Source organism: Lancefieldella parvula DNF00906, from assembly GCF_000758945.1.
Taxonomy (GTDB): Bacteria; Actinomycetota; Coriobacteriia; order Coriobacteriales; family Atopobiaceae; genus Lancefieldella; species Lancefieldella parvula_C.
Genome location: NZ_JRND01000007.1, coordinates 82446 through 100828, shown reverse-complemented (window position 1 = coordinate 100828; position 18383 = coordinate 82446). Strand labels below are relative to the sequence as shown.

Below are 18383 nucleotides of genomic sequence, written 5' to 3'. Positions count from 1 at the left end.
GCCTAACGTAGCGTTAAGCAAAACCGATACTATTATGCTGTTGCCTGCAGTGCCGCACCTGCAAGCTTGAGTGTCACGCACGTACCCTGCCCTGGTTTAGACATGATTTCCATGCCAGAGCCAACGGCGTAGAAGCGCTCAACTCGCTCAGCTACGTTCTTAATGGCAATACCCGTGCCCCTATTTCTCCCCGAAGAATCCTGCGGGATAGGACCTTGACCATTAAGTAAGCGAGAAACAGTCTCTTCATCCATTCCAAGACCATCATCAGCAACAGATATAAGAATATCATCATCATCGCGTGTGACGTGGATGTCAATATGGAGGGCGCCTTCATCTTTCATAGCGTGCCTCACGGCATTCTCGACAATGGGCTGAATCAAAAAAGACGGTACCTGAACATCTTCGCATCCCTCATCGACATGCTCAGACTCTTGAATACGTTCTTCTCCAAAACGCGCCTTCTCAATTGTCAAATACCTGCGCGTTTGTGTCAATTCCTGAGAAAGCGGAATGAGCGCGCCTTGAGAGCTCTCAAGCGTACGGCGATAAAACACAGAGAACTCGCGAAGCAGATCTCGCGCCTTATTGGGGTTTGTACGCGTAAGAGATGCAATGGTGTTGAGCGTGTTGAACAAGAAATGTGGATTAATCTGCGCCTGCAAGGCTTTGACCTCGGCTCGAGCGGTTAACTCTGCCTGGCGATCAAGCTCATACGAGGAAAGCTGCGTGGAGAGAAGCTCACCCAGTCCCTCAGCAATTGCCAACTGCGTACGATCAATTTCAATGCCACGACGATAGTAGAGCTTGATAGTGCCAACTGTGCGATCCTGAACAATCAACGGAACAATGATGCCAAAGGAGCTGCCGCCATTGCCAAAGCCGCCACGCCTTTGTAGTACCTGCTGACGACTATCTACCGAGACAAACGTCTCCATGCGGCCACTTTCCAGAACCTCAGTTGCAGGGCCAACCACTTTTGAACCAGGCATATGCGAGGTTGCAATGTCTCCCTCAAAGCCCAATACATATTCTGTATCTGTGATGGAAATGGCGGCTGCAGAAGTTTCTGGAAGCAATAGTGTGCAGATAGTTGGCGCTGTTTCTTGCGACAAGCCTCCGCGTAAGGTCTTGAGCGTCTTAGAGGCAACCTCAAGTGTTCGCTCTGTTGCTTGAGACCTGGCGTGCTCATTACCAGGCTGGGTAGTGCCACCAAGAACAATGACCGTGGCAAGTCCTCCGCCTGCAACAAGAGCGGCAAACAGGTTGTCTGCCATGACGCTCCAAGAAAGCAAGCCCAGCAATACACAGGCAAGAATAATCAGGACTATCCTGGTTGATCTATGTATGTACTGAGCAAGTCTTTGCATGACTGTCTAGTTCCCGACTGATTCTGCAGCAGAATCCTCAGAAGCAAGCTGCTGCGGCAAAGGCGAATGCTTAAGCGCACGAACCAAAGGAGCTCCGAGTACATAGAGAACAACAGCCTCTCCGAGCCCTGTGGTGATAAAACCAAACAAGAACATAAGAGGATACGATCCATCAAGTTCAATGGTGGTAAATGGAATTGTGTAGAATCCCAATCCTTGAAGCAAAATGGGAAGATATGCAGACACAATAACGGCATTTGCAAGCACTGGCCCCAGAAGCGCAAGTGGTACGTTCTTCCTGTTCTTCCAGGTAAACCATGCACCAAGAGCAGTTGCCAGAGAACCAAAGACTACGTCTAACAATCCCAAAGCTCCTGTGCCAGAAATGACCATATTTGCAAGGTTGGCAATAATGCAGCCAAGCGTCAGTCCTGGGATTGCGTCAGCGGTAAAGAGTGCAATAACCACAACCGCCTCAGAAATGCGGAACTGCACAGGACCCCAAGCAAGACCGCCCAAGAAAAGAAGAGCTGCAAGCGTAAGTGCTGCATAAAGGGCAGCAATAATACCAATACGTGCAAGGCGCTGAGCGCGCTGTTTTGTTGCATAAGCTGAAGAAACCTGTGGCAAAACAATCCCCTTGTTAACTCTAAAAACTTAGTTCATGATACGACGAAATGTATATATGAGCAAATGAGCAGTGCAGACATACAATTAGTAATGCAGGTGCATTCCTGGATAGACCATCTCACGAGCATGCTTTTGATACGCTGCGACTGCCTCTTCTTCAAAAGCAAGAGGAGTGTCTTCCTCGCCTGCCATATCCAAAATCCACCGTGTGAGATAAGGATTGAGCGGAAGCAGTGGCCCAATAAGCCAGGTGGCAATAGCGTTCTTGCGACGGAAACCTTCCAGCTTGCTTTCTTTATTGATGCCAAAACCTACCTTATTTTTAAGGAAGTAGCAGTTAGAGTTATCTCCCTCGGTGAGTGTGAACTGCATCTTAAAGCCAACGACAACAAAAGGCTCTTTGCCATTGCCGGGATCAAACTCTCCCACCTGGACATCGTGGAAGCGCTGGGGCATATAGCGAGTAGTCGTAAACTTGAAGAGGCCCAGAGCCTCAATTTCAGAGCCGTCAGGATTAACGATTTTCTCGCCAAAAAGCTCTGAAGCGTTGCCCGCAAACAGCATAGGAACGCCCTGATCAGCCAGCTCTGAAAGCCTGTCCTTGTAAGGCATAAGGCGAGAAATAATAAGCTCTTGCTGGGCTTCTGTCATGCCACCCATGATGATTGCTGATGGCGTGTTTTCAACAAAGTAAGGCGTTGTGGCGTGAGAGGTGTACACAAAGTTCTCTTTTGGAAGGCAGGCCTCCAGGTAGAGAGCATTTCCGTTGTCTCCACCCTGGTTACCGTACTCTGGGTAAAGAATCTCAATCTTAGTTGCTGGATTACTCATGGGAGGCCTCCATCTGTTTCAAGCGCTCAATGATACGGTTTCTGCTGATATCAGCAATGCCACCGTTATAGAGGCCGTGTGCATAGAAAATGTGCTGGCAAGCGTTAAGGTCAACCAGGTCAGCGGTTTCTTCAGGAGAGCTTGCCACAAAGGTTTTAGCTGGATCAATGCCCGCAAGTCTGAGTCTAAGCTGCAGGTCAAGCGATGTGTCTCCATAAATAATGACCTGCTTGACGCTTGGATCTTGCAAGAACTCGAAGTCTGTCTGGTAGTACCAGCCAATATACTCTGTCTGGTCTTTTGCTTTTGCCATGTACGCATCAGCAATCATGATGATAATTGCCTTATCGCCTGGCTGTTTGCGAAGGATATCGATGGTGACTGAGGTTGCCGTATCATTCTCGCCCTTAGAAGCCATGCTAATAAGACGACGACCGTTGTAGTCAATCTCGTTATACCTGGAGGAAGCAATGTTAACGCGTTGCAAAGATGCAGCGATAGTTGCAGGTGCAAGACCCATCTCACGCGCGGTTACAATGGCCACAAACAAGTTATAGAGGTTGACGATAGAGTAGCTATTGAGCTTGTACTCGTATGTTGGTGCACCCTCGTGGCAGTGCTCCTTGACCACAAACTTGCCAGTCTCTGGCTCTACTGAAATGACCTCATAATCAGGAGTTGGGTTGGTATAGCCGCACTCCTCGCAAGTTGCGTGTCCAAGATGCCTAAGGTGAGCATAATCCCACTTGAGCTTGCCACCGCATTTGGGGCAGGCGGTAAGATCTGAAACAATACCCACTGGCTCTGCGGTGTCTTCTGCCAGCCTTGCAATGGAGTAATACGTACGATGTGTACACTGAGGAGCAAGCCTGCAGCTAATCATGTCATCTGCGTTCAAAATCAGATGAGTTGAAGCAGGAATGCCCTTATCCATAACGTCAAACACGTAGTCTGGCGTTGCGCTACGAGAGAACGTATCGCGGAACAAATTGGTAACAGACAAAATATCAGGCTGCAGATACGGGAAAATGCGAGGTCCAGAGAGCTCGTCAAACTCCATAACTGCAAGCTTAGTCTTTGACGTACCCTTCCACGTGGCGTTCTTTGCAAACGAGCTTGCAAAGCCGCTGGAAATATTGCCGCCAACGCGGTTGGTAACGGTCTGGTAGCCATTATCGGCGAGAAGATCGTTGAGCAGGTTGTTGGTGGTTGTCTTACCGTTTGTGCCGGTAATAAAGACAATCTGCTCTGGCTTAGCAATGTCTCCCAAAAATGCAGGATCAATGCCTTCAGCGATAAAGCCTGGCAGCGTTCCGCCTTCATGGTTAGTCAATTTAAGTGCTGCAAGTGTTGCTTTAGCAGCGAGAAAAGCTACAGGAAATAGTCTGCTCTTTTTTTGTGCCACAGTAACTCCCATCGTGAGCAAAGTCTCTCTAGTTTATCACCTCGCGAGAAGGGCTTGAAGAACACAGGGCTTCTCGCCAAAAATGTCGCATAAAAAAGCCGAGCCAGGATGTCCTGGCTCGGCTGAAGCTACGTGAAAGTAAGCTTACCTTACTCCTCAGGCTGCTCCTTCTTCTCTGCAGCGTAAAGCTCGGAGAGGCGGACAAGGTGATCGTAGCGAGCCATTGCGGCTTCCTCGTTCTCCTTGAAGAGCTTCTCTGCGTGCTCTGGGAACTCGCGGGTGAGTCGGCTGTAACGAGCCTCGTTCATCAGGAACTCCTGGTAGCCACCCTTAGGTGCCTTGGAGTCAAGCGTGAACTTCTTACCTGCTGGTGCAGCTGGGTTGAAGCGATAGAGGTTCCAGTAGCCGGTCTCGACTGCCTTCTTCATCTCCTCCTGTGCGTGAGCCATGCCGCCCTTGATGGAGTGCATCTCGCATGGGGAGTAACCGATGATGAGGGATGGTCCTGGATAAGCCTCTGCCTCAGCAATTGCCTTGAGAGTCTGCTGGAGGTTTGCGCCCATGGAAACCTGAGCAACATAGACGTAACCATAGGTCATTGCAATCTCAGCAAGGTTCTTCTGCTTGATGTCCTTACCAGCTGCTGCGAACTGTGCAACCTGGCCAAGACGGGAAGCCTTAGAGGACTGACCACCGGTGTTGGAGTAAACCTCAGTGTCGAAGACAAAGACGTTGATGTCCTCGCCGGAAGCAAGAACGTGGTCAAGGCCACCGAAGCCGATGTCGTATGCCCAACCGTCGCCACCGAAGATCCAGAAGGACTTCTTGGTGAGGAAGCTCTTGTTAGCAAGGATTTCCTTAGCTGCTGGAAGATCAGACTTCTCAAGCTCAACTACGAAGGTCTTCGAAGCTTCCTTGGAGAGAGCTGCGTCGTTGACGGACTCAATCCACGCCTTAGCAGCATCCTTGAGGTCCTGAGATGCGCCGTCCTCATCGACAAGCTGCTGAGCAAGCTCCAGGAGACGCTTCTGCTGTGCCTGGTGACCAAGCATCAGACCCATACCGTGCTCTGCATTGTCCTCAAAGAGGGAGTTGTTCCATGCTGGGCCGTGGCCGTTTGCATCGGTAGTAAATGGTGAGCAGGAAGCTGGGTTACCCCAAATTGAGGAGCAACCAGTTGCGTTGGAGATGAACATACGATCGCCAAAGAGCTGAGTGACCAGGCGGCCGTAGCTGGTCTCAGCGCAGCCTGCGCAGGAACCGGAGAACTCAAGAAGAGGCTTCTTGAACTGAGATGCCTTGACGTTGTTAGCGACAAGCTCGGTCTTCTCGGAGACGTGGTTGACTGCGTAGTCAAAGATCTCCTGCTTGGACTCCTGCTCCTCGATTGGCTTCATGGTCAGAGCATCTGCAGGGCAGATGTAGACGCAGTTGGAGCAACCGGTGCAGTCGAGCTGAGAAATAGCAATCTCAAACTTGTAGCCCTTAGCCTTAGGACCAACGGCATCCTTGAACTGAGACTGTGCTGGTGCAGCAGCAACCTCTTCGTCGGTAAGGACGAATGGACGGATGACTGCGTGTGGGCAGACATAAGCGCACTGGTTACACTGGATGCACTTCTCGACGTTCCACTCAGGAACAACAACAGCAATGCCACGCTTCTCATAAGCAGCAGCACCAAGCTCGAACTGTCCATCAACGTGGTTCTTAAATGCGGAAACAGGCAGTGCGTCACCTTCCATACGAGAGACTGGAGTCATGATGTCGCGAACCTGCTTGAGCAGAGCCTCGCGGCCCTCAAGGGTGATTGTGCTTGGAGCATCCTCTGCAGTAGCCCAATCAGCAGGAATCTCAATCTTAGTAAATGCAGTAGCACCAGCGTCGATTGCCTTGTGGTTCATATCAACGATGTTCTGGCCCTTCTTCAGGTAAGAATGAGTTGCAGCGTCCTTCATGTACTGAAGTGCGTCTGCCTCTGGGAGAACCTTTGCAAGAGCAAAGAATGCAGACTGAAGAATGGTGTTGGTGCGCTTGCCCATACCAATTTCCTTGGCAAGGTCAATTGCATTGATCAGATAAACGTTGATGTTGTTCTTAGCAATGTAGCGCTTTGCCTCTGCTGGCAGGTGGTGTGCAAACTCCTCTGCATCCCACTGGCAGTTGACCAGGAAGGTACCGCCAGGCTTGACGTCGCGGACCATCTTGTAGCCCTTGATGATGTATGCAGGAACGTGGCATGCAACAAAGTCTGCCTTGGTGACATAGTAAGGAGAACGGATCTTGTGATCACCGAAGCGCAGGTGGCTGATGGTGATACCGCCGGTCTTCTTGGAGTCATACTGGAAGTATGCCTGAACATATTTATCGGTGTGGTCACCAATAATCTTGATGGAGTTCTTGTTAGCACCAACGGTACCGTCGCCGCCAATACCCCAGAACTTGCACTCAATGGTGCCCTCAGCTGCAGTGTTAGGAGCCTCAGGATCCTCTGGGAGAGACAGGTTAGTAACATCGTCGACAATACCAACGGTGAACTCACGCTGAGGAGCATCCTTCTTGAGCTCCTCAAAGATTGCAAATGCAGATGATGGTGGGGTGTCCTTAGAACCAAGGCCGTAACGACCACCAACAACCTTAATGCCTGTACGACCAGCCTCATAGAGGGAAGAAACAACGTCTTCGTAGAGAGGCTCACCAACGGAACCTGGCTCCTTGGTGCGGTCGAGAACAGCAATCTTCTTGACGGACTCAGGAAGAACGTCAACAAAGTGCTTTACAGAGAATGGACGATAAAGGCGAACCTTAACCAGACCGACCTTCTCGCCATGAGCGTTCAGGTAATCGATAACCTCTTCGAGGGTATCGCAGAAGGAACCCATGCAGATAACAACGCGGTCAGCGTCTTCTGCACCGTAGTAGTTGAACAGACCGTAGTCAGTACCAAGCTTAGCGTTGATCTGGTTCATGTAGTCTTCAACAACTGCTGGCAGCTGGTTATAAACCTCGTTGCATGCCTCGCGGTGCTGGAAGAAGATATCGCCGTTCTCGTGAGAACCACGGCTTGATGGGTGCTCTGGATTCAGTGCGTGATCGCGGAATGCCTGGACAGCGTCCATGTCACACATCTCAGCCAGGTCAGCATAATCCCAAACAGCAACCTTCTGAATCTCGTGAGAAGTACGGAAGCCGTCGAAGAAGTTAACAAATGGAACCTTGCCCTTGATTGCTGCAAGATGAGCAACAGGAGCCAGATCCATAACCTCCTGGACGTTGCCTTCTGCGAGAAGTGCAAAGCCAGTCTGGCGAGCGGACATAACGTCAGAGTGATCGCCAAAGATGTTCAGTGCATGGGTTGCAACGGTACGTGCGCTGACGTGGAAAACACCAGGGAGCTGCTCGCCGGCAATCTTGTACATGTTTGGAAGCATGAGCAAGAGGCCCTGAGAAGCGGTGTAAGTAGTGGTCAGAGCACCTGAACCAAGAGAACCGTGAACAGCACCAGCTGCGCCAGCCTCGGACTGCATCTCGACAACCTTGACGGTTGTACCAAAGATGTTCTTTACACCCTGGGCGGACCACTGGTCAACATAGTCTGCCATTGGACTTGATGGGGTAATTGGGTAAATGCCCGCTACCTCGGTAAACGCATACGACACGTAAGCCGCGGCGTTGTTACCATCCATGGACTTAAACTTTCTTGCCATTTCCTCTCCTTGCCTAATCTGTGATTTCTCACAGTATGCGTCTGTGCGATCCAAAATAAAGCTGTAGACCCTGGGTGACTACGGAAACATGTTTCATAGTTCGGCCGGCAGCGGTCGCATAATGCTTTTATTATTGCGCAAAAAAACAATGAAACAAATCAGAAATACAAGCTGACAAATACCTATTTTCAGGTAGGAATTTCTACCTGCGGAATTACAAAATAAACATAACACTAAAGTGCAAGTTTTTTGTAAATCGACAAAATATTCAAGTACACAAGAAGCCATCTGTCTGAAAAACAGACAGATTTTTACGTAGGCGCTCAACGTGCGACAGCTTCATCGTGCGTTGCGCACCCTTTGCTGGATGAGCCTTAAATATCGCACTTATCTGATTACTTGGCCGCTTTGATCTCGCAAAGTTTCTTGTAACCAAATAAGAAACGCTCTCCTATCTCACCTTGAGCATCAGAAGCACATACGATTCCATGTTCATCTGAAGTAAGGAAAGCTTCATCAAATTCGGCGGTTCCATCAAATACCTGGGCAATAACGTCTGGATTAAACTCTGTTGGCTCATGAAGAGTCTGTGCCAGGTCTAACACTAAACTTGTGACTCCCGATTGAACGCTTTCTTCCGAGACACCCGCAATAAGTTTTCCGTCTTTTACCAGCCAAAGCACCTCTGGTGAACAATGAGTTTGCTGCTCTTCTCGCTGTGAAATCCTTGCGCGTCCCGCAAGAGACAGAACAGAACGCTCTTCCAAAGACTGGTAAGGTCCAACAGTCATGGCAGCCTGTCCATTGCTCTCAAGCAAAATCATAAGAACGCCATCTGGAAACTCTTGTGACCCTTCTTTAAGCGTTCCCTCAATATGCTGCTTAGCCCAAGCAATCAAGTGCGGAGAAACCTCTTTTTGCGCAACAACTCGCTTGCTCAGCGCACGTAAGTGCCTGTTATCAAGAGGGAGGACACCTCCAGCCAGTCTCCAACGACAAACAAGTTCTGGATTATCAAGCTCAAACTTCTGAGCTGCTTCAAGCTCTTCCTGGTCCACAGTGTCCTCCCCCAACTTTTTTAAAATGAACTGCTAATCCCGAATTAGCAGATTAGTGCCTAAAGTGGCGCTTGCCTGTAAACACCATTGCAATGCCGCATTCATCACAAGCGGCAATAGACTCATCATCTCTGACTGATCCGCCTGGCTGAATAATGGCTGTTACGCCATGAGCTGCCAAGGTATCAACGTTATCTCGGAATGGGAAGAAGGCATCAGATGCTGCCACAAGATTCTTTGAATCAATTCCCATGCGCTCACAAGCTGCCTCTGCACGCTCACACGCGAGAAGAGCGGCGTCAACACGATTAGGCTGACCTGGTCCCATACCAATTCCAGCTTGATCTTTTGCAACCAAAATTGCATTTGACTTAACGGTCTTACAAACTTTCCAAGCAAATACCAAATCTTTCAGCTCTTCTGGAGTTGGCTGGCGCTTAGTAACAACCTCAAAGCTCTCTGCGGTTTCGTCTGCGTGGTCAAGGTCTTGTACTAAAAGACCTCCGTCAACAGTTCTCATCTCAAGCTCGCGGCTTCTATCGATTCCGCCCGTAGCCAATACGCGAAGATTTGTTCTCTTTGACAGGCGCTCAAGAGCCTCTTCTGTAAAGCTTGGTGCAATAAGAACCTCAACAAACTGCTTATTGATGTCTGCAAAGTGCTCAACAAACTCCAGAGGAACCTCTCTATTAACTGCAATAATTCCACCAAACGCAGAGACTGGATCGCAAGCAAATGCTCGATCGTATGCCTCAACAACATTTTCCGCCGTAGCAGATCCACAAGGATTCTGGTGCTTCAAAATAATGACTGATGGGTCATCAAACTCACGAACAGCAGCCCAAGCTGCATCAGTATCAAGCAAATTGTTGTAAGACAAGGGCTTACCCTGAAGTTGCTGAGCGTTTGCCAGAGAGTGTGCAGGAGCTCCAGGCATCTTATAAAACGCTGCGGACTGCTGAGGATTCTCTCCGTAACGAAGATCTTGTTCTTTTATTGCCTTTACCAGCAAAGTCTCTGGGAATTTACTTTGCTCTGCTTCAACAACACCAGAAAGGTATGTGGCAATAGCGCCATCGTATGCAGCCGTTGTCTTAAATACCTTCAAAGCCAGCTGCTGGCGAGAAGCCCTTGTAGTTGCACCGTCATGGACACGCATCTCATCAAGAACACGACCATAATCTGCCGGATCAACAACAACCGTAACAAAATCATTATTCTTTGCAGCAGAGCGGAGCATTGAAGGTCCACCGATATCGATATGCTCAATTGCATTTTCAAGAGTTACTGATGGATCAGCTACAGTCTTCTCAAACTCATAGAGATTAACGCAGACCAGGTCAATCATGCCAATACCATTATTCTCTGCGTCTGCGACATGACCGGGATTATCTCTACGGCATAAAAGACCACCATGAACACGAGGATGCAGCGTCTTAACGCGGCCGTCCATCATCTCTGGAAATCCGGTATAAGACTCAATAGGAACTACAGGCACACCAGCCTCTTCGAGGATTTTTGCGGTTCCGCCTGTTGAAATTACCTCAACGCCAAACTCTTTAGTAAGCGTTTGTGCAAATTCAACAATACCTGTTTTGTCTGTTACCGAAATTAGCGCACGTTTGATAGGGGCCTCAGCCATTGCCGCTCCTTTGTGTTTGACACTTGCTATCAGAAACACTTACAGCCTATCAGCTGCGAAACACTACGTACTAGATGTAAACAAACTTGAAACTATTCTATAATCTTCCGCTGTAAAACACCTGAAAGGAACTATTTCATATGTCTGCCGATACTCCAATCATAGTCCCCTTCGAAGATACTGACTTACCAGAACTTATCTCAATCGTTGAACGCGTCTGGTACTTGGATGGCGATGAATCTAAAGAAACCAGTAGGTCTCTGGCTACCATTGATATTTCTTACTACATTGGTGTTTCAACTCATCGTTTTGTTGCAAAACACGGAAATACAGTTCTCGGCTTTATTTTCTGCTCCAACGGAGAAGATCCAGAAGATAAGCAGAAATGGATTGAGCTTGAAAATGCCTCAACCATTACAGCTAAAAAGCTCTTAAGCCCGAAAGACTTTGAAGGTTATGAAGCCGCTGGTACCGTCGAATCAAATCTGATCCGCAAATACTGGAATGAAGGAGTCAAAATTCCCAAGTGGGAAATTACACTATTCTGCGTAAGCCCTGCTGCTCAAGGAAAAGGTGTCGGCGGTATGCTCTTTTCCTATATGCTCAATTTTTTGAAAGAACAAGGAGCTAAGCATTGCTTCCTTGCAACAGATGATGACTGCGACATTAGTTTCTATCAACACAAGGGTCTTGTCTGTAAAGATGAAGCTCCGGTTAAAGCGAACGGACAAGACTATGGATTTGCCTATATCTATGCGGGAGATCTCTAAGAATGAGTTCTTGCATTGGAAGATTTGCGCCAACTCCTTCTGGAAGGATGCACCTAGGCAACGTTTTCTCAGCTCTTATGGCTTGGGCCAGCGTTCGCTCCCAAAATGGCAGCTTCATTCTTCGCATTGAAGACTTAGATATTCGTGCTCATAATCCTCAATACACCTCTCTTCTCCTGGATGATTTACAGTGGCTGGGACTAACTTGGGACAGAGGGCCGTTTTTCCAAAGCAAGCGTACGGAGCTCTATCAGGACGCTCTATTGAAATTGAAACAACAGGGATTTTTGTATCCTTGCTTTTGTTCCCGAGCAGACTTACACGCTGCACAAGCCCCTCATGTCAGCGATGGTGCATATGTCTATGCGGGAACCTGCAGCGACCTGAGCAAATCCGAGCGTGAAGAGCTTTCCAAACATAAAATTCCAGCAACTCGCATACGAGTTCCTAATAAGACCTACGCGTTTGAAGACAAAGTCTATGGTCAAACATCTCAAAATCTTTCTAAATTATGTGGAGACTTTATCGTCCAGCGTGCAGACGAAGTCTTTGCATATCAGCTTGCTGTAGTAGTTGACGATGCTGACATGGGCGTAACTGAGGTAGTTAGAGGATCAGACCTTCTTTCATCTACTCCCAGACAGCTTTATTTGCAAGACGTGCTTGGTTTTTCTCATCCCATCTATGCTCACCTCCCGCTACTTGTTGCGCCAGATGGCAGGAGACTTTCTAAACGCAATCACGATCTAGATCTTGGCGTTCTGAGAGACCAAGGAAAAACACCAGAAGAGATTCTTGGCTTTCTAGCGTATTGCATAGGTCTTGCAGAAAAAGAAGAACCTCTTTCTGCAGCACAAGTTGCCAATCGCTTTTCATGGGATGCACTTCGCGCTCACCGAAAAAACGTGGTTGTTGAGCATTTTTCACATGTTTTGTAAAATGTCTTATTGTGAGTGACGCCAGTTCGGGGTATCATTCTCAAGCGCCCATTTTGGAGAGCTGACCGAGAGGCCGAAGGTGCTCGCCTGCTAAGCGAGTATGGGCCCCAAGCCCATCTGGGGTTCGAATCCCCAGCTCTCCGCCAGAATTTTCTGCTCGTTGCATCTCTGCAACGAGCTTTTTTTCTTACCAAGAAGAACTTTTTCTAAGATTAGTCTTGCATTTTCAACTGGAAAATGGCATTCTATCTACTTGCACGCGGCGTTACCTCAGCTGGATAGAGGACCTGACTACGAATCAGGGCGTCATAGGTTCGAATCCTATACGCCGCACCACTTGAACTTAGGAGCTCCTTCGGGAGCTCTTTTTTATTATCTACCTGGTCTTAAAGCTACTTCACCGGAAGAGTTTGCATACAAATACTGATAAGAAATACCGGCTTCATCAAGCTCATCCATTACCTCAGCCATACATGTTTCTGCCATGATGACCTCCAGATACTCTTGTGGGCTTAGATCTTTTAAACCCACTCTACCTTGGCTTGAAATCCACTTTCTTAAAGTTGCAAGTTGCTCTGATGCAATATGGATCTCTGAATAAAACTCCTTGTGGCCGAATCCAATTTTTGCCGCACTACCCTGAACAAACTGCCTTAATACAATTTCTTTCTGTACCTCTACCAGACCTTTCATAGCCACCTCTTTCTTCCTTTACTGATCTCAGTATAGCAAATTTATAGAACATATGTTCTATAAATCAGTAAAAGAAATGGTCTTCACAATTCACTAGAAGACCATTTCAGAGATTGAATCAATTTTGATTAAAAAGAGAAACTATTCTGGTCGAATAACCTCGATGCCACCCATGTAAGGACGGAGCGCCTCGGGCACGGTAACGGAGCCATCTGCGTTCTGATAATTCTCCACAATTGCAGCCATGGTACGGCCAACTGCCAGACCGGAGCCGTTAAGCGTGTGAACTAGACGGGTGCCCTTGAACTCTGCTGGATCCTTATAGCGGATATTTGCACGACGAGCCTGGAAATCCCAGCAGTTAGAGCAAGAAGAAATCTCCTTGTATGCGTTATAGCTTGGGAGCCAAACTTCAATGTCATAGCACTTGCATGCAGAGAAGCCAATGTCACCAGTGCAGAGAGTAACTACGTGATAAGGAAGGCCCAGAAGCTGAAGGATCTTCTCGGCTTCCTGAACCATGGACTCAAGCTGATTCATGGAGTCTTCTGGCTTTGCAAACTTGACCATCTCTACCTTGTCAAACTGGTGAACACGGATGATGCCACGGGTGTCTCGACCGGCTGAACCTGCCTCCTCGCGGAAGCATGGAGTGAATGCGGTATAGAGCAAAGGAAGCTGAGATGCGTCCAGAATCTCGTCACGATGGATGTTTGTGAGCTGGACCTCAGCAGTTGGAATGAGGTAGAGGTCAGGCTGTACGTGATAGAGGTCCTCTTCAAACTTAGGAAGCTGACCAGTGCCAAACAGAGAATCCTGATTTGTGATAACTGGTAGCCACCACTCTTTGAAGCCTGCCTGGTTATGTGTATCAATCATGAAGTTGATAAGCGCACGCTCCATGCGAGCGCCCATGCCGCCAAGAAGATAGAAGCGAGTTCCTGCAAGCTTTACGCCACGGTCAAAATCAATCATGCCCAGCTCGGGTCCAAGATCCCAGTGCGCCTTTGGCTCAAAATCAAACTGAGTTGGCTCTCCCCACTTGCGAACCTCAGGGTTATCGGAGTCATCCTTGCCATAAGGAACGGATGCGTCAGGAATGTTTGGAATAGCTGCAACAAGGGCGGTGAGCTCTTCCTCAACCTCTCCGCGGCGCTGATCAAGCTCTGCGATGCGATCTTTGTTAGCTGCTACCTGCTCTTTAGCTGCCTCAGCTTCTTCCTTCTTGCCCTCACGCATAAGAAGGCCAATCTGCTTAGAAACAGCGTTACGCTCTGCCTGAAGAGACTCAACCTCGGCAATTACGCTTCTGCGCTCCTCGTCAAGCTCAAAGAATTTCTCGCGATCCCAATGGGCGTTTTGCCTGGACTCGCAAGCTTTATCCACGAGGTCAGGATTCTCGCGCACAAATTTGATATCAAGCATGCAGCTTCTCCTTGAATCAACACTTTTTAGCAGTGCATTTTTTCTTATAGCTTACCAAGTATATACTTGTATTCAGATTCTTAACCCTTCACATGTTCTGGAGCTAGATTATGGACGCAATTAACTCATTTGTCGGCTGGCTTTTTGGCGATAAGACCGGTGTGTTGTTCCTCGTACTTGGTGGAATTTTGCTCTTTTTGGTTATTTCTTTTGTGTTAGAGCGCAAAACCAAAAAGATGTATTTCAACCACAAGAAGACTGAAGACGACTGGGACCTCTTTGGAGAAGACGAAGAAGGCTGGTCTGACTTTGATGCAGACAACAAATAAGTAACAAAAAAGCCCCGTAAAGGGGCTTTTTAAATGCAAATGGTGCGGGCGAAGGGACTTGAACCCCCATGAACTTGCGTTCATACGGACCTGAACCGTACGCGTCTGCCAATTCCGCCACACCCGCGTGCTAGGGAATAATACTACAACATTTTGTTTTCTTCTCATGGAAAAACAATAGATATATAAGAAAATTCTTTTCAGCGGTAGAATATAGACAGTCACGGCCGACAAACACACTTTAAACACAGGAGGTTGCCGTGAGTGACTCGCGGTCACAGACCACGCAGACTACATATCTACATTCACCTTCTGCTCAGCAGGCATCACCTGCGGCTGAGCCAGAAATTTTGTTGGACCGATATCGCGTTCTTGCTCGCAGAGGTAACGGAGGTTTTGGCACCGTTTGTACCTGCTGGGATACTCGTTTGCAGAGGCGCGTAGCCATTAAACGCATGCCATTGTTAGGGGCTTCCGAGACTCCCGGCGTGCTTGCTTCAACTGTTGACGAGGCTCTTTCTGAGGCAAGAACCGCTTGTTTGCTGGCGCATCCTAACATTGTGACTGTTCATGACTTTGAGATTGAAGGTGATTACGCCTATCTGGTCATGGAGTTTGTTGATGGCCTTAATTTATCGGAGCTCTTAGCTCGCGTTGAGGGTGGCTACCTCACCTATGCCGAAGCAGCTCACATGGTGTCTTCACTTGCAAAGGCGCTTCACTATGCCCATGAAAACGGCGTGCTCCATCTGGACATCAAGCCAACAAATATCATGATTGACCGCCAAGGTACGGTAAAACTTGCCGACTTTGGTATGGCAACACTTGCTTCAGCTGCTGGTTATGGCGGCGCTCGTGGTGGTACGGTAGGCTACATGCCTCCAGAACAGGTTGAAGGCATGCTTGTTGACGAGCGCGCTGATATTTTCTCGCTTGCTGTTGTTCTGAGGCAGGCCTTGACGGGCGTCAATGTATTTGCGGGCAGAACGGCTAAAGAATCCCTTGATCACATCTACAAGGGTCCAAAAATTCCTCTGCTCAAAGAAGATCCCGAGGTTCCCTTTGCTGTAGATGCCGCCTTGACGCAGGCGCTTTCCCCTGAGCCGTCAATGAGACAAGGAAGCGTCTTGGAGTTTGCACAAGAAATTGTGACTCCTCTTGGCAGTGAAAAACAAGGCGAGAAAAGCCTCAAATCCCTGGTGGAACAGTCGGAAGAAGAGGAAACCGAGACCTGGGACGTCAAGCATCTTCCGCTCTCAATCCGCTTCCCCTGGCTGCCCTCGGCTGCCGTGCGTGGCGTATCAGCGCTGGTCACCGGCGTTCTTCTCGCCCAGTTGTTCCAGCTTATTGCTCCAGAATCGCTCACGTTTATTGTGGTAGGCTCTCTTGTAGGAGCTGCGGCAGCTGCTCTTTGGACTCCGTTGGGTTCTGCACTGGTCATTGCATGCGCGGTATATGCTCTGGCAAGCATTAGCCCTACCAGTACTTCATTCCCGTTTGCAACGCTTGTAACCTTGGTAAGCGTTATCTGGTGGGCCTTTGCAGGAAGGGTCTCAAAATTTAGCAGCATCAACTGCTTATTAGCAGCTTTATTACCTGCTCCTGTTTCAGCACCAGTGCTTGTCTCCGCCACCATGCATCCTCTACCTGCAGTTTTAACAGGAGCTTTTAGCTATCTTTTTGGAATACTGTTTGCAAGAGGCATATCTTTGGGCTTTGCGGCAACTCCTCTTGCCTATGACTACACCTCACTGGCCTCAGGGCTTCCTTTTTGGATTCGCTTTGGGGCATGCTCCCTATCTGCTCTTTTAGGCTCGCTTATGAGCCAGAAAAGACGTCGCGGATGGATGGTTTTTGGACAAATTGTCTGTGCCATATTGCTTTCAAGTGGCTTTATATGGGCAGCTTGGATGGAGAATCCCAATTTTTGGGTAGTTGAAAGTATAGTTTCTGTACTAATTACGGTATTCTTATGTGTACTTGTATGTATTGCAATTGTCCTGATAGGTCCACTTGACGCGGATCAGGAAGGCGAGGAATTAGATGAGCTTTCTTAGTGACTTTGAAAACCGTATTGGTTCGGTCTTTGGTGCCGCACCTCAGGGATACGCAGAGCCTTTCTCTTTTAAGAAGCTTGCCAAACGCGCAGCTAAAGAGATGGAACGTGAGACGTATGAGATTGATGGCGTAGACACTGCGCCTGCCCTGTATACCGTTTTAGTTGCTCCTCAAGACGATTCACTGATGCGTCCTCTTTATGCTGATCTAACTGCAGAGGTTTCTGACTTCGTGGCTGCTCAGGCTCAGCAAAAAGATTATGTATTTGTTGGTCAGCCGCTTGTTCGTTTTATGGTTGACCCATCTCTGAAGCCTGGAAAATTTGCTGTCTTTGCAGAAAACGTTGACGGCAATACACTTGACCAGCTACGCAATGAAGAGCGTGCTTTCTTGGGTGGAAACTCCAGTGTTGGAGGAGCTGCAGCTCAAATGCCTCAGCAACACAATTCTCGCGCTGCTGTTCAGCCAGAACCACAGCCAGAGCCAGATCCTCTGTCTGTAGTTAGACCCGTTTCTGCAGATAATGCAACGCCAGAGGTTTTAGGAGATCTTGCTGGTACAGACGCCGGTCTTGCGGTAATGCCACCAGACTTTGTTGAGGCTCAAGGCGCAATTCCTGTTGTTTCCGCAGCTGAGTCCACTCCTATGCCTGTTCTTCCAAGCTCAAACGGACTTCCAGACCTTCCTGTTAACGGAGCTATCCCAACAGCGGCTCCCGTCCCTATGACTCAGCGTCGTATCACGCCTTCCCTTGATGCCCAATTAAACGGCGCAGGCGGTCGTTCTTCTCGCAATCTGCAAGGCACGCCACGCGCAAACATGGACGCTACCTGCATTTTGATTGATCGCCAGAGCGGTCGTTCGTATCGCGTTGAGGCTCCTCGAGCCATTATTGGTCGCGAGCGCTCTCAGGCAGACGTTGTTCTGCGCGATCCTAACGTTTCAAGACGTCACGCCGAGATGACCTATGACGGTCATGATTGGCACATTGCTGATTTGCACTCCACTAACGGAACGCTTGTCAACGATATCGACGTAGATGAGGTAATTCTGCGCGACGGAGACCTCATTACCATTGGTCTTATGGACCTTCAGTTCCGGGAGAACTAATGATTGATTTGATTCTCTTTGCAGGACGTGTTCTGCTTGTTGTCCTGTTGTACATCTTCCTGTTCTCGGTCATGCGCACGGGCATTGGTCTTGTCCGCGGTCAGCGCAAAGACGGAGCTATTTGGTCCGTTGATGTCGAGAAGGGCGTCAAGTCCTTACGTGGTCTTCACGTAGACATCTTGGGTCCTGTTGTTATTGGACGTTCTCCTTCGTCTGACATTGTGATTGACGAACCTTACGTTTCTGCTTCACACGCCCGCTTTACTATCCAGGGTCCTGCTCTGGTACTTGAAGACCTTGGATCCACAAACGGAACCATGGTTAATGGTCACATCATCGAGCAGCCTGTTACCCTTCGTGACACAGACGAAGTCCAGGTCGGCGATGTGATTATGCGTGTTGGACGTCGATAAGAGGCTC

General features: G+C 48.7%; 15 protein-coding genes and 3 tRNA genes. 8 read left to right on the top strand and 10 right to left on the bottom strand.

The features are described from left to right. Positions 1 to 32: 32 nt before the first annotated feature. The 7 genes from HMPREF1647_RS01525 to purH form a co-directional block, all read right to left on the bottom strand. Positions 33 to 1370 (bottom strand): GAF domain-containing sensor histidine kinase, encoded by a 1338-nt coding sequence (locus HMPREF1647_RS01525; RefSeq protein WP_035431451.1) that lies wholly within the window; start codon positions 1368 to 1370, stop codon positions 33 to 35. A gap of 6 nt (positions 1371 to 1376) precedes the next feature. Continuing rightward, complete coding sequence (locus HMPREF1647_RS01520) at positions 1377 to 2000, bottom strand: QueT transporter family protein (protein ID WP_052039086.1); 624 nt, start codon at positions 1998 to 2000, stop codon at positions 1377 to 1379. An 84-nt stretch (positions 2001 to 2084) separates the two neighbouring features. Then, positions 2085 to 2831 carry a glutamine amidotransferase gene (locus HMPREF1647_RS01515; protein WP_035431449.1) on the bottom strand — a complete coding sequence of 249 codons (747 nt, stop codon included), beginning with the start codon at positions 2829 to 2831 and terminating at the stop codon, positions 2085 to 2087. Further along, positions 2824 to 4236 (bottom strand): MurT ligase domain-containing protein, encoded by a 1413-nt coding sequence (locus HMPREF1647_RS01510; RefSeq protein WP_081933299.1) that lies wholly within the window; start codon positions 4234 to 4236, stop codon positions 2824 to 2826. The genes HMPREF1647_RS01515 and HMPREF1647_RS01510 overlap by 8 nt, the downstream gene beginning before the upstream one ends. 149 nt (positions 4237 to 4385) lie before the next feature. Next, positions 4386 to 7940: a pyruvate:ferredoxin (flavodoxin) oxidoreductase gene (nifJ, locus tag HMPREF1647_RS01505; RefSeq protein ID WP_035431445.1), complete on the bottom strand. Its 3555-nt coding sequence runs from the start codon at positions 7938 to 7940 to the stop codon at positions 4386 to 4388. Between the two features lie 395 nt (positions 7941 to 8335). Next, complete coding sequence (locus HMPREF1647_RS01500; RefSeq protein WP_035431443.1) at positions 8336 to 8998, bottom strand: aminotransferase class IV; 663 nt, start codon at positions 8996 to 8998, stop codon at positions 8336 to 8338. Positions 8999 to 9050: 52 nt separating this feature from the next. After that, positions 9051 to 10640, bottom strand: coding sequence for a bifunctional phosphoribosylaminoimidazolecarboxamide formyltransferase/IMP cyclohydrolase (gene purH, locus HMPREF1647_RS01495; protein WP_035431441.1), 1590 nt, complete (start codon positions 10638 to 10640; stop codon positions 9051 to 9053). Positions 10641 to 10780: 140 nt separating this feature from the next. Between purH and HMPREF1647_RS01490 the strand changes: the two genes are divergently transcribed. From HMPREF1647_RS01490 to HMPREF1647_RS01475, 4 genes are all read left to right on the top strand, one after another. Then, a complete protein-coding gene (locus HMPREF1647_RS01490; protein WP_035431439.1) occupies positions 10781 to 11410 on the top strand; it encodes a GNAT family N-acetyltransferase in 630 nt (209 codons plus the stop codon). A gap of 2 nt (positions 11411 to 11412) precedes the next feature. Further along, positions 11413 to 12348 carry a tRNA glutamyl-Q(34) synthetase GluQRS gene (gene gluQRS, locus HMPREF1647_RS01485; RefSeq protein WP_035431437.1) on the top strand — a complete coding sequence of 312 codons (936 nt, stop codon included), beginning with the start codon at positions 11413 to 11415 and terminating at the stop codon, positions 12346 to 12348. Between the two features lie 55 nt (positions 12349 to 12403). Beyond that, positions 12404 to 12494: transfer RNA gene (locus tag HMPREF1647_RS01480), tRNA-Ser, on the top strand. A gap of 113 nt (positions 12495 to 12607) precedes the next feature. Next, a tRNA-Arg gene (locus HMPREF1647_RS01475) sits at positions 12608 to 12684 on the top strand. Positions 12685 to 12720: 36 nt separating this feature from the next. On the opposite strand, the gene HMPREF1647_RS01470 is transcribed toward HMPREF1647_RS01475, so the two are convergent. Together HMPREF1647_RS01470 and serS are read right to left on the bottom strand one after the other, a co-directional pair. Next, on the bottom strand, positions 12721 to 13047 hold the full coding sequence (locus HMPREF1647_RS01470) for a hypothetical protein (protein WP_156095533.1): 327 nt from the start codon (positions 13045 to 13047) through the stop codon (positions 12721 to 12723). Positions 13048 to 13182: 135 nt separating this feature from the next. After that, positions 13183 to 14466: a serine--tRNA ligase gene (serS, locus tag HMPREF1647_RS01465; protein ID WP_035431433.1), complete on the bottom strand. Its 1284-nt coding sequence runs from the start codon at positions 14464 to 14466 to the stop codon at positions 13183 to 13185. A gap of 110 nt (positions 14467 to 14576) precedes the next feature. Between serS and HMPREF1647_RS01460 the strand changes: the two genes are divergently transcribed. Continuing rightward, on the top strand, positions 14577 to 14795 hold the full coding sequence (locus tag HMPREF1647_RS01460; protein ID WP_035431431.1) for a DUF6724 family protein: 219 nt from the start codon (positions 14577 to 14579) through the stop codon (positions 14793 to 14795). 40 nt (positions 14796 to 14835) lie between these two features. On the opposite strand, the gene HMPREF1647_RS01455 is transcribed toward HMPREF1647_RS01460, so the two are convergent. After that, positions 14836 to 14922 (bottom strand) — tRNA-Leu (locus HMPREF1647_RS01455). Positions 14923 to 15055: 133 nt separating this feature from the next. Between HMPREF1647_RS01455 and HMPREF1647_RS01450 the strand changes: the two genes are divergently transcribed. Genes HMPREF1647_RS01450 through HMPREF1647_RS01440 form a run of 3 tightly spaced genes read left to right on the top strand, consistent with a single transcriptional unit; the run spans position 15056 to position 18376 of the window. Further along, positions 15056 to 16852: a serine/threonine-protein kinase gene (locus HMPREF1647_RS01450; protein ID WP_035431429.1), complete on the top strand. Its 1797-nt coding sequence runs from the start codon at positions 15056 to 15058 to the stop codon at positions 16850 to 16852. Beyond that, complete coding sequence (locus HMPREF1647_RS01445) at positions 16839 to 17963, top strand: FhaA domain-containing protein (protein WP_035427174.1); 1125 nt, start codon at positions 16839 to 16841, stop codon at positions 17961 to 17963. The genes HMPREF1647_RS01450 and HMPREF1647_RS01445 overlap by 14 nt, the downstream gene beginning before the upstream one ends. Then, a complete protein-coding gene (locus HMPREF1647_RS01440) occupies positions 17963 to 18376 on the top strand; it encodes an FHA domain-containing protein (RefSeq protein WP_012809422.1) in 414 nt (137 codons plus the stop codon). The genes HMPREF1647_RS01445 and HMPREF1647_RS01440 overlap by 1 nt, the downstream gene beginning before the upstream one ends. Positions 18377 to 18383 lie beyond the last annotated feature (7 nt).

What these genes read in the sequence shown, in the direction of transcription:
- HMPREF1647_RS01525 (WP_035431451.1), bottom strand. Translation starts at nt 1,370, where the DNA reads ATGCAAAGACTTGCTCAGTACATACATAGATCAACCAGGATAGTCCTG.
- HMPREF1647_RS01515 (WP_035431449.1), bottom strand. Translation starts at nt 2,831, where the DNA reads ATGAGTAATCCAGCAACTAAGATTGAGATTCTTTACCCAGAGTACGGT.
- nifJ (WP_035431445.1), bottom strand. Translation starts at nt 7,940, where the DNA reads ATGGCAAGAAAGTTTAAGTCCATGGATGGTAACAACGCCGCGGCTTAC.
- purH (WP_035431441.1), bottom strand. Translation starts at nt 10,640, where the DNA reads ATGGCTGAGGCCCCTATCAAACGTGCGCTAATTTCGGTAACAGACAAA.
- HMPREF1647_RS01490 (WP_035431439.1), top strand. Translation starts at nt 10,781, where the DNA reads ATGTCTGCCGATACTCCAATCATAGTCCCCTTCGAAGATACTGACTTA.
- gluQRS (WP_035431437.1), top strand. Translation starts at nt 11,413, where the DNA reads ATGAGTTCTTGCATTGGAAGATTTGCGCCAACTCCTTCTGGAAGGATG.
- serS (WP_035431433.1), bottom strand. Translation starts at nt 14,466, where the DNA reads ATGCTTGATATCAAATTTGTGCGCGAGAATCCTGACCTCGTGGATAAA.
- HMPREF1647_RS01460 (WP_035431431.1), top strand. Translation starts at nt 14,577, where the DNA reads ATGGACGCAATTAACTCATTTGTCGGCTGGCTTTTTGGCGATAAGACC.
- HMPREF1647_RS01445 (WP_035427174.1), top strand. Translation starts at nt 16,839, where the DNA reads ATGAGCTTTCTTAGTGACTTTGAAAACCGTATTGGTTCGGTCTTTGGT.
- HMPREF1647_RS01440 (WP_012809422.1), top strand. Translation starts at nt 17,963, where the DNA reads ATGATTGATTTGATTCTCTTTGCAGGACGTGTTCTGCTTGTTGTCCTG.